This is a genomic window from Halomonas sp. TH-94, from assembly GCF_057473365.1.
The window spans coordinates 1-9,766 of sequence record NZ_JBYCKL010000088.1; the positions used below are offsets into that span (position 1 = coordinate 1).

The 9,766-nt window shown below is 64.2% G+C and carries 9 protein-coding genes and 1 pseudogene; all 10 read right to left on the reverse strand.

The annotated features are described in order from the left end of the window. A pseudogene (locus AC2VNO_RS16310) lies at nucleotides 1-235 on the reverse strand (bifunctional D-altronate/D-mannonate dehydratase); the annotation flags it as partial. Nucleotides 236-269: 34 nt separating this feature from the next. Then, nucleotides 270-1,691 (reverse strand): glucuronate isomerase, encoded by a 1,422-nt coding sequence (gene uxaC, locus AC2VNO_RS16315; protein WP_486935117.1) that lies wholly within the window; start codon nucleotides 1,689-1,691, stop codon nucleotides 270-272. Between the two features lie 32 nt (nucleotides 1,692-1,723). After that, nucleotides 1,724-3,013, reverse strand: coding sequence for a TRAP transporter large permease (locus tag AC2VNO_RS16320; protein WP_486935118.1), 1,290 nt, complete (start codon nucleotides 3,011-3,013; stop codon nucleotides 1,724-1,726). After that, nucleotides 3,010-3,501: a TRAP transporter small permease gene (locus AC2VNO_RS16325; RefSeq protein ID WP_486935119.1), complete on the reverse strand. Its 492-nt coding sequence runs from the start codon at nucleotides 3,499-3,501 to the stop codon at nucleotides 3,010-3,012. The genes AC2VNO_RS16320 and AC2VNO_RS16325 overlap by 4 nt, the downstream gene beginning before the upstream one ends. 95 nt (nucleotides 3,502-3,596) lie before the next feature. Continuing rightward, nucleotides 3,597-4,556: a C4-dicarboxylate TRAP transporter substrate-binding protein gene (locus AC2VNO_RS16330; RefSeq protein ID WP_486935120.1), complete on the reverse strand. Its 960-nt coding sequence runs from the start codon at nucleotides 4,554-4,556 to the stop codon at nucleotides 3,597-3,599. 95 nt (nucleotides 4,557-4,651) lie between these two features. After that, the gene (locus AC2VNO_RS16335; RefSeq protein WP_486935121.1) at nucleotides 4,652-5,383 is read right to left on the reverse strand and encodes a GntR family transcriptional regulator; all 732 of its coding nucleotides are present in this window, start codon (nucleotides 5,381-5,383) and stop codon (nucleotides 4,652-4,654) included. Between the two features lie 210 nt (nucleotides 5,384-5,593). After that, complete coding sequence (locus AC2VNO_RS16340) at nucleotides 5,594-6,400, reverse strand: ABC transporter permease (protein WP_486935122.1); 807 nt, start codon at nucleotides 6,398-6,400, stop codon at nucleotides 5,594-5,596. After that, on the reverse strand, nucleotides 6,397-7,284 hold the full coding sequence (locus AC2VNO_RS16345) for an ABC transporter permease (RefSeq protein ID WP_486935123.1): 888 nt from the start codon (nucleotides 7,282-7,284) through the stop codon (nucleotides 6,397-6,399). The genes AC2VNO_RS16340 and AC2VNO_RS16345 overlap by 4 nt, the downstream gene beginning before the upstream one ends. Continuing rightward, complete coding sequence (locus AC2VNO_RS16350; protein WP_486935124.1) at nucleotides 7,277-8,440, reverse strand: ABC transporter ATP-binding protein; 1,164 nt, start codon at nucleotides 8,438-8,440, stop codon at nucleotides 7,277-7,279. Before AC2VNO_RS16350 ends, AC2VNO_RS16345 begins: the two co-directional genes overlap by 8 nt. 175 nt (nucleotides 8,441-8,615) lie before the next feature. Next, the coding region (locus AC2VNO_RS16355; protein ID WP_486935125.1) for a substrate-binding domain-containing protein at nucleotides 8,616-9,766 on the reverse strand (1,151 nt) is incomplete at its 5' end.

The following is a 9,766-nucleotide window of genomic DNA, read 5'->3' on the forward strand; positions in this document are numbered from 1 at the left end:
CCCGGCGCCAGTAGGCGCCGCGATAGAGGTAGTGCCAGATATCCTCGATACGGCTGGCGTCGCGCCCGATCAGGGCCGGCAGCACGTGCTCCTCGAGGTAGGCCACCACCGCCATCTCGCGACCGTTCAGGGTGGCGTCGCCGATACCGTAGGTACCCGACTCGGTGACGATCTTGAGGGTGACGAAGTTGCGCCCCGGCGAGGTGACGATCACATAGGCATCGCTGATTTTCATGAAGCTTCCGTCGCAGTGAGGTGGAGGGGGAGCCCTATCTTTCGAAGAGGTAGCGCTGCACGTTGTCGTAGCACACCGCCCGCACCAGCTCGCCGATGCGGTCGAGATCGTTCGGCAATTCGCCGCGCTGGATCTGCGCCCCGAGCATCTGGCAGAAGATGCGGCGGAAGTAGTCGTGGCGGGAGAACGACAGCAGGCTGCGCGAATCGGTGAGCATGCCGACAAAATGCCGCAGCAGGCCGAAGTTCATCTGCGTGACGAGCTGGCGCTCGATACCGTCGCGCTGGTCGTTGAACCACCAGGCGGCGCCGAACTGCAGCTTGCCGGGGATGCCGTCGCTGGCGAACGAGCCGACCAGGCTCGCCAGCATCTCGTTGTCGCGCGGGTTGAGGTTGTAGACCACGGTGCGCGGCAGCGCCCGCTCGCGATCCAGCGCATCGAGAATCGCCGCCAGCGGCTCGGCGTAGGTAACGTCGCCGATGGCGTCGAAACCGCTGTTGGCACCGATCTCGGCCAGGCCGCGCTGGCTCAGGCTGCGCAGCGCGCCCAGGTGCAGCTGCATCACCCAGCCGCGCCGGGCGTACTCGCGCCCCAGCCACAGCAGCACCGCGGTGGTGAAGGCGGCGTTCTCGTCACCAGTGAGGGTTCTGCCCTGGCGGCGACGCTCGATCAGCCGGTCGAGCTCGGCCGTGCTCGGCGGCGCGACGAACACCGGCTTCTCCAGGCTGTGGTCGGAGAGGCAGCAGCCGTGGGCGGCGAAGTGCTCGAGGCGCTGGTACAGCGCCGCCAGCAGGTCGTCGTAGCCGCGGATGGCTACTCCGCTGGCGCGCTCCAGTTCGCTGAGATAGTCGACGAAGCCGGGCTGCTCAATCTTGAGCACGGCATCGGCCCGGAAGGTCGGCAGCATGCTGGGCGCCGCCCCGCTCTCGGCGTGGCGGCGATGGAGCGCGAGGTCATCCACCGGGTCATCGGTGGTGCACACGGTACGTACGTCGAAGCGTTGGAGAATGCCCTGGGCACTCAGCTGCGGCGTGGCCAGGCGCTCGCGCGAGGTCGCCCAGATCTCCTCGGCGGTGGCCGGCGAGAGCAGCGTGTTCTCGATGCCCAGCGGATGGCGCAGCTCAAGATGGGTCCAGTGATAGAGCGGGTTGCCGAGACAGTCCGGCACCGTTTCGGCCCACGCCTGGAAGCGCTCGCGGTCGCTGGCCTCGCCGGTGATGCGCCGCTCGTCGATACCGGCAATGCGCATCGCCCGCCACTTGTAGTGATCGCCCTTGAGCCACAGTTCGGTGAGGTTGTCGAAGCGCACGTCGCCGGATATCTCCGCCGGGCTCAGGTGCGAGTGGTAGTCGCAGATCGGCATGGCGGCGGCATGCTCGTGGTAGAGCCGACGCGCCGGCTCGTTCTCGAGCAGGAAGTCGGGCCCCATGAAATCGATGCGATCATTGAAGGTCATGACACGCTCCGTCGTTGTCGGCTGGCTCATGCTCAGCCCATCAGCAGGTTGGGCAGGAACAGCACGATGTCGGGGAAGAAGATGATGCCCAGCACCACGGTGAACACCGCCAGGGCAAAGGGCAGCAGCTCGCGGCTGTAATCGAAGAAAGAGCAGCGCAGAATCCCGCATACGGTGTACATCGAAATACCCACCGGCGGGGTCATGCCGCCGAAAGTCACCAGGGTCATCATCAGCAGGCCGAAGTGCACCGGATCGATACCGGCGGCCTTGATCACCGGCACCAGGATCGGCGTGAGCAGCATCACCACCACCGTGGCCTCCAGCAGCATGCCGAGCAGCACCAGCAGTACGGCCAGGGTGAGCAGCAGCGTGGTCGGGCTGGCGAACACACCCAGCGTCAGCTCGGCGATAGTCTGCGGCACCCGCTCGAAGGAGACCACGTAGCCGATGATTCCCGAAAACATGATGATCAGCATGATCATGCCGATGTCGCGCACGCTGGCGTGCATCGCCGCGAGGACTTCGCGCAGGCCCATCTCGCGATGAATCACGCAGCCCACCAACAGCGCATAGGCCACGGCGAAGGCCCCCGCCTCGGTGGGCGTAAACAGCCCATAGCGGATGCCCACCAGCAGCCACACCGGAAACAGCAGTGCCCAGATGCTGCTGCGCAACGCCGACAGCACTTCTCGCCCCGAAGGCAACCCGTCGCGTACCGGCGCGTAGCCGCGCCGCTTGGCAACGAAATAGGTGGTTACCATCAGCGCCACCATCAACAGGAAGCCGGGCACCACGCCGGCGATGAACAGCCGGCCGATGGAGACCTCGCCGAGGTAGCCATAGAGAATGAGGCCGATGCTCGGCGGGATGGTGGCGGTGATAAGCCCACCAATGGCCAACACCGCACCGGAGAAGCCGGGCGTATAGCCCTCCTTGATCATGCCCTGCCCCAGCACCCGCGACTGCATGGCGGCATCGGCCACCGCCGAGCCCGACACCCCGCCCATCAGCGTGCTGAGCACGATGCTCGCCTGAGCCAGGCCGCCGCTCATCCAACCCGCCAGCAGCTTGGAGAGTCGAATGAGCCTGGGCGTAATGCCGCTGGCATTCATCAGGTGGCCGATGAAAATGAACAGCGGCACCGCCAGCAACGGAAACGACTGGGTGGCCGAAACGATGCGCTGGACCCCGATATTGGTAGGCAGGAAGGTGTCGGGCAGAAAGAAATAAGTGAACCCGGCAATGCCGATGGCGAAGGCGACGGGCATGCCGATGGCCATCAGCACCAGCCCCAAGCCCAGTAGAAGCGCAGCCGTCATGAGGCCTTCTCCGTCATTTCGTCATCCGGCGCCAGGCTCATCACGATGCCCTTTGCCGCGATACGGCGCAGCAGCGAGACGATCATCAATAGCGCCCCCACCGGCAGCGCCAGGGTGATATAGCCGTAGCTCAGCCCGGCCACACCCATCGGGCGCTGCCAGTTGGAAAACGCCAGAGGGAAACCGTAACGCACCAGCAGAGCGAGAAAGCCCAGCATCAGTATCAGACAGAGCCCGGTTGCCATCCGCTGTAACGCCAGCGGCAGGCGTATCGCCAAGGCGTCGATACGCACCTGACCGCCGTGTCGCAGGGTGATATCCGCCCCCAGCACCGCCGTCCAGATGAACAGCAACTGGGCCAGCTCGGCCCCACCAGCGAAGGGTTGGCCGATGGCGCGTGCAGAAGAGCTCGCCAGCAGAGTCAGCGATGTCGCCCCCAACAGGACGACGGCGAGCCCCGCTTCGAATCGGTCGTACCAGTACCACATAGAGGAATTCCTCGATGCCGGAGATCCTCCGGCCGATCCTGAAAGTCGTGCGTGGCGACAGGCCCCCGCCGCACTTGGCGGCAAGGGCTGCGGCCTCACTCCGCGGCGGTCAGCTCGTCGCGATACTGGTCATAGCCGAGCTCCTCGTAGACGCCGCCAACGCGCTCACGAAACAGCTCGATGTCCACTTCGGTAAATGTCACACCTTCCGCTTCCATACGTTCACGTACGGCAGCCTGGGCATCGGCGGTGGCCTGGCTGGCCTCTACCCCCGCCCGCTGCAGCTCTTCGTCGAGGATCGTGCGCAGCTCCTCCGGCAGCGACTGGTACCAGCGCTCGGACGTGGCGATGCCGGTCATCAAATGAATGTGGCCGGTCAGGGCGATATGGCTGACCACCTCGTGCAGGTTCTGGCCTTCGGCGGCGGTAAGCTGCGCCTCGGCACCGTCGATCACACCGAGCTGCAGCGCCGAGTAGACCTCCGACCAGGGCAGCGGCGTGGGGGTCGCCCCCATCGATTCGATGGTACGCAGCCACACCGGCGAGTTGATGGTGCGCACACGAATGCCGCGCAGGTCGTCGGGCGCCTCTACCAGCTTCTTGGTCAGCATGTGGCGCGAACCCTGGAACCAGTTGTAGTTGAGCAGCCGCAGGCCGCTGTTCTGCGCCAGGCTCTCGACCCAGCCCTGATAAAGCTCCGAGGCGGTGATGTGGTCGTATTCGGCCGGGTCCTCGACCAGGTAGGGTGCGCTGAGAATGCCCAGCTCCGGCTGGTATTCAGAGAGACGCCCGGCGTCTATCAGGATGGCGATGTTGGCCCCGCTACGGATCTGCTCCACCACGTCCTCATCGGAGCCGAGCTGGCTGTTGGGAAATACCTGGAGGGTGAGCTCACCGCCCGAGCGTTCTTGTATCGCTTCCCTGGCACTCTCCATGGCCTGGACGATGGGGTCCTGCGCACTGAGCGCTGAGGAAAGGTTGAGCTGATAGGCGGCCTGAGCGGCATTACCGGCCAGCAGCAGCGCTAGCGCGGGTACGAGAATCTGCACCTTCATGACGAGCTCCTGAGTCTTGTTTTTGCTATGGGTCGGCTCTTGTTCGGCCGGGATCGATCATCGCCGCGCCGGATGGTGGCGCTGCGATTAGTACTTCATGCCTCGGCCAATGTGGCCGTGACGGCAGACGCTTCGAACATCGTCGGGAAACGCCGCTCCAGCTCCGGCAGGGAGAGCAGGATCTCGCGCTGATGCGCGGCCATGGCCTGGGCCGCCTGCTCCGGCTTGCGCGCGGCAATGGCCTCCACCACGGCCTGGTGCTGATCGGTGAGCTTGGCGATCGGCGTCGAGTCCGGAATACTCAAGTAGCGCACCCTGTCCAGCTGCGCCTTGACGTCCTCGATCACACGCCACGCCATGGTATTGCCCACCTCCAGCGCCATGGTGCGGTGGAAGGCTTCATCGAGCAGGTAGAAACGGTCGTGGTCGAGAGGATCGATACAGCCACGCTGGCGCTCGATCAATTCGTTGAGCTCCCTCAACACCGGGGCGGAGAGCCCCTTCTCGGCCGCCGCCCGCGCTATCGCCACCTCGACCGCCTCGCGAATGAAGCGCGCTTCCAGCACCGCCTGGCGCGAAATACGCACCACGTAGGTACCTCGCTGCGGGCGCACCTCCACCAGCCCGGCCTCGGAGAGGCGAATGAAAGCCTCGCGTACCGGCTGCCGACTGACCGAGAAGGCATCGGCGAGCTCCTTCTCGGAAAGCGCCTGCCCAGGCTCCAGCACCATGCGAATGATCGACTGGCGCAACACCTGGTAGAGCCGCTGGCGAACCGAATCGCTTTCGCGGGTCTCCTGCCATAGCGTGAGTAAGGTCGTATTCATAGCAATGATCCCGTGTCGCGTGCGAAGAGGCGCTGCCGCCATCTGACACAGCTAGTATGGTAGTTAGTCTAGAAAACAGGAAGTCAGAGCCACATAGACTTTGGTCGGGGGAGAAAATGAATGAGGCGTGCAAAGAATCCACCAGCACACGAGGGTGCTGGTGGCATCAGGCCTAGTCGCGAGGAAAGCCCATGAATTGGCGAGCGGTGCCTACACTCCCTTTACGCTGCGGGCCGCCTCGCGGCGTCGCTTGAGTTCGTAGATGGCCGCAATCGCCACGGTGATCAAGATCAGGATCAGCCCCAGGGCGTTCACCGCCGGGGTCAGGCCGGTACGTACCTTGGAGGCGATGTAGACCGTCAGGGTGGTGTCGTAGCCCACCACGAACAACGTGGTGTTGTAGTTCTCGAAGGATTGCAGAAAGGCGATCACCGCCGCCGAGTAGAGCGCCGGCTTGAGGTACGGCAGCAGGATACGCCGAAACATCTGCCACTGGCTGGCACCGAGGTCCAGCGCCGCGCGCTCCATGGTGCGATCGAAGCGCTGCAGGCGGGCGGTGACCATCAGCATGACGTAGGCGGCGATGAAGGTGGCCTGGCCCAGCACGGTGAGGAAGATGCCGCCGCTGACGCCGAACTGGCGCCAGAAGATCAGCGTCGAGATGCCGATGATCACCCCCGGTGTGAGCAGCGGCGAGAGAATCAAGGCATACAGGAACGGTTTGGCGCGGCTCGATACCGTATTGAGGAACAGCGCGGTGGCGATGCCGATGGGCACCGCCACGACCAATACGCCGACAGCCACGATCAGGCTGTTGGTGAGCGCCTGCCACATGCCGCGGTCGGCGGCGAGTTCGCCGAACCAGCGCAGGGTGGTCCCGTCCCATGGCGTCACGGTAGGAAAGCGACTGTCGTTGAAGGTGGCCGCCGCCATGATGATCAGCGGCAGGAACAGGTAGGCGAAGAAAACCACCACGTAGAAGCGCAGGCCGAAGGCGAGGAAGCGTTGCGAACTCATTTCCCGATATCCCCCAGACCCACCTTGAACACTTTCATGATCAACGACATGAAGCCGATGCAAAGCACCAGCAGCAGGAAGGCGTAGGCCGCGCCCTGGTTCCAGTTGCCGCCTTCGAAGAACCAGTTGTAGATGATCTGGGTGAACCAGCGGCTCCCCGGCGAGCCGAGCAGCGCCGGCACCGCATAGCTGCCTGCCGCCAGCATGAAGGTCATGATGCAGCCGGTGGCGATACCCGGCTTGGCGTGGGGAATGACGATGCGCCGATGGGTGCGCACGGTACCGGCGCCGAGGTCGCGGGCGGCGCGCACCTGGTTGTCGTCGAGGCTCTCGATGGCGTTGTAGACCGGGAACACCATGAACAGGATATAGGCGTAGACCATGCCCACCATGACCCCGCCATTGCCGCTGAGAAAGCGGATGGGCCGATCGATCAGCCCCAGCATCATCAGCACTTCGTTTAGCGGGCCGCGAAACGCCAGGATGATGAACCAGGAGTAGGTGCGCAGGATCTCGTTGATCCAGAACGGTACGATAAGCAGCAGGATGCACAGCGCCGCCTGACGTGGGGTGGCCACCTTGGCCAGGTACCACGCCAACGGATAGCTCACCGCCAGCGTCAGCAGCGTAACCAGCACGCTCGACCAGATGGTCTTGAAGAAGATGGTGCGGTGGATGTCGTTGTTGAACAGCGTGGCGTAGTTGGCAAGCGTAAGCCGGTCGTCGGGCCCACCGACCTGGGCAGGCAGCAGATTGGGTCGCAGCGAGTATTCGATCATCTGCAGCTGCGGCAGGGTCACCATCACGATCAGCCAGATCCCCAGCAGGGTGACGATGGCCATCGCCAGCGGCCCGCCGAAGCGGGCCTGGAGCTGTCTAAACATGAGCTCCCCCCGCCAGCTTGCTCTGCACCACCTCACCGGTCTCTTCATCCACCACCGGACTGCCGTCGTCGGGCAGCACCACTGCATCGGCCGGGTCGTAGCCGAAGGTGAGGCGGCGGCCCACGGCGAGCGCATCCGCCTGCCCCCGAGAAACCTCGTGGCCGAGCTGCACGCGCAGCTTTTCGCCCGAAGCGACCAGGCGCGTCTCGAGCATTACCCAAGCGCCTTCGAAGTGCACCGCCTCGATATCGGCCTCCAACGTCACGCCACTGGCATCCGCAGCCACTGGGCGCAGGTGTTCGGGGCGTATGAACAGCGACGCTTCCTCGCCATTGGCCAGCTGCGCCTCACTGCCCGCCCGCCCTGCGAGCTCGCCAAGGGCACCGCCGTCGAGGCGTACCCGCTCGCCTTCGCGGTCGATGACGCGCACCTGGAGCCGGTTGTTCTCACCGACGAAGGCGGCAACGAAGCCGGTGGCCGGCTGGCGGTAGAGGGTCATGGGTTCGGCGACCTGTTGGATGCGCCCTGCCGACATCACCGCCACCCGGTCGGACATGTTCAATGCCTCGCCCTGGTCGTGGGTGATATAGATGAAGGTAATGCCGGTCTTGCGCTGTATCGCCTTGAGCTCGGTGCGCATGTGCTGGCGCAGTTTGAGATCCAGCGCCGAGAGCGGCTCGTCGAGCAGCAGCACACGGGGCTCCACCGCCAGCGCCCGGGCGATGGCCACGCGCTGCTTCTGCCCGCCCGACAGCTCGGTCACCATTTTCGGGCCGCTGCCCTCCAGCGCCACCAGCGCCAGCAAACGCTCGGACACCTCGCGCCGCTTGCGCTTGTCTATGCCGCGCACCTCGAGGCCGAACTCGATGTTCTCGAACACGGTCATCAGCGGGAACAGTGCCAGGTTCTGAAAGATCATCGCCGTAGGCCGGCGGTTCACCGGCACCCCGGCCATGGGTTCGTCACCGATGTACACCTGCCCTTCGCTGGGCACGAGAAAGCCGCTGACGATATTGAGCAGGGTTGTCTTGCCGCAGCCCGAGGGGCCGAGAAAGCTGAAAAATTCGCCCGATTCGATCGCAAGCGAGGTCTTCTCGATGGCGGTGAAATCGCCGAAGCGCATCACCACCTCGTCCAGTCTGACGCTACCGTCCATTCTACTTGCCTTCTTATACTGAATGCCGAGGTGACAGCCCGCTTACTCCCACCCCGGCGTGACGGCGCCCCAGCGCATTCGCTGACCACAAAGGCGTGACCTGCCCCTTCTTTTGCGGCCAGCGCCTCTGCGATGTCAGCTCATTGCGCGAGGCGCCTCTCCTCATGCAGCCGGATCAAGCACTGAGATAGCGATCCTGGTACTCATTGCGCAGCGCCACGTACCACGGCTCCTGGATCGGCCACCACCAAAGATTGGCCAGGTCCTCATCGGTATAAGAGTCGGTGAAGAACTGCCGGGTCTCCTCGGGCAGCAGCTCGGTGGCACCCTTGGAGGTGGAGTTGTAGCCGGTGGCCTCGGCGAACATCGCGCCCGCCTCCGGGGTGTAGTACCAGTTGATCAGCTCGTAGACGGCGTCCGGATTACGGGCGTTCTTGGGAATCACGAAGCCTTCCATCCACGCCATCGCCCCCTCTTTCGGCGCACCGTAGGCAACGTCCTCGCCTTCCTGGCGCAGGCGGAACGCGGTGGAATCCCAGGTTTGACCGATGACGGCACCGTTGGTACGGAATGCCGCCTGGGCCTCGTTCTCGGTATTCCAGAACTGGACCAGCATCTGCTTGTGCTTGACCGCCTCTTCGAGGATCACGTCGAAATTGGCGCGCATGGCTTCTTCGCTGCGGTAGGAATCGAGCAGCGGGTAAGGCAGCCGGCCTTCACGTTCCAGCCACAGGCCGACGCCCACCAGCGCAGAATGGCCGCGCACCGTCACCCCCTGGCCGTGCTCAGGATTCCAAAGATCGGCATAGCTGAGGTTGGTACGGTCGATATCGGCGAAGCGTCGATGCCAGGTGATCGCTTCGGTGCCCCAGTCGCTGGGTGCAAAGTAGCGTTTGCCGTCGACCACCCCGCCCACCTCGGAGCCCTCGATGGCACTGTCGAGCGCCCCGGACCAGTTGATGCGCGATTCGTCCAGCGGCTGCACCAGGTCGTAATCCAGGTAGCCGGGCACACGATCGACGGTAGGCATGATCACGTCGAAGCCGGAACCGTCGGAAGCCCGCAGCGAGTTCATCAGCTCATCGTTGGTGCCGTAAGGGGTGAAGGTCGCACGGATACCGGTCTTCTCGGTGAAATCGGCCAGCATCTCATCGGTGAAGTAGCCGGCCCAGGCGTAGATGCGCAGGGTCTGGTCCTGTGCAAGGACCTTGTTGATGTAGAACGAAGGGACGGTAGCGACGGCACCGGCAGCGAGGGTGCCTTTGAGGAAACGGCGTCGGGTAAACGACATGACGAACTCTCCATGAGGGACTTGCCCAAGGTGAC

Bases quoted from the DNA above. Each gene is read 5' to 3' on its own strand.
- AC2VNO_RS16335 (WP_486935121.1), bottom strand. From the start codon at position 5,383: ATGAATACGACCTTACTCACGCTATGGCAGGAGACCCGCGAAAGCGAT.
- AC2VNO_RS16325 (WP_486935119.1), bottom strand. From the start codon at position 3,501: ATGTGGTACTGGTACGACCGATTCGAAGCGGGGCTCGCCGTCGTCCTG.
- AC2VNO_RS16340 (WP_486935122.1), bottom strand. From the start codon at position 6,400: ATGAGTTCGCAACGCTTCCTCGCCTTCGGCCTGCGCTTCTACGTGGTG.
- AC2VNO_RS16350 (WP_486935124.1), bottom strand. From the start codon at position 8,440: ATGGACGGTAGCGTCAGACTGGACGAGGTGGTGATGCGCTTCGGCGAT.
- AC2VNO_RS16345 (WP_486935123.1), bottom strand. From the start codon at position 7,284: ATGTTTAGACAGCTCCAGGCCCGCTTCGGCGGGCCGCTGGCGATGGCC.
- AC2VNO_RS16320 (WP_486935118.1), bottom strand. From the start codon at position 3,013: ATGACGGCTGCGCTTCTACTGGGCTTGGGGCTGGTGCTGATGGCCATC.
- AC2VNO_RS16330 (WP_486935120.1), bottom strand. From the start codon at position 4,556: ATGAAGGTGCAGATTCTCGTACCCGCGCTAGCGCTGCTGCTGGCCGGT.
- uxaC (WP_486935117.1), bottom strand. From the start codon at position 1,691: ATGACCTTCAATGATCGCATCGATTTCATGGGGCCCGACTTCCTGCTC.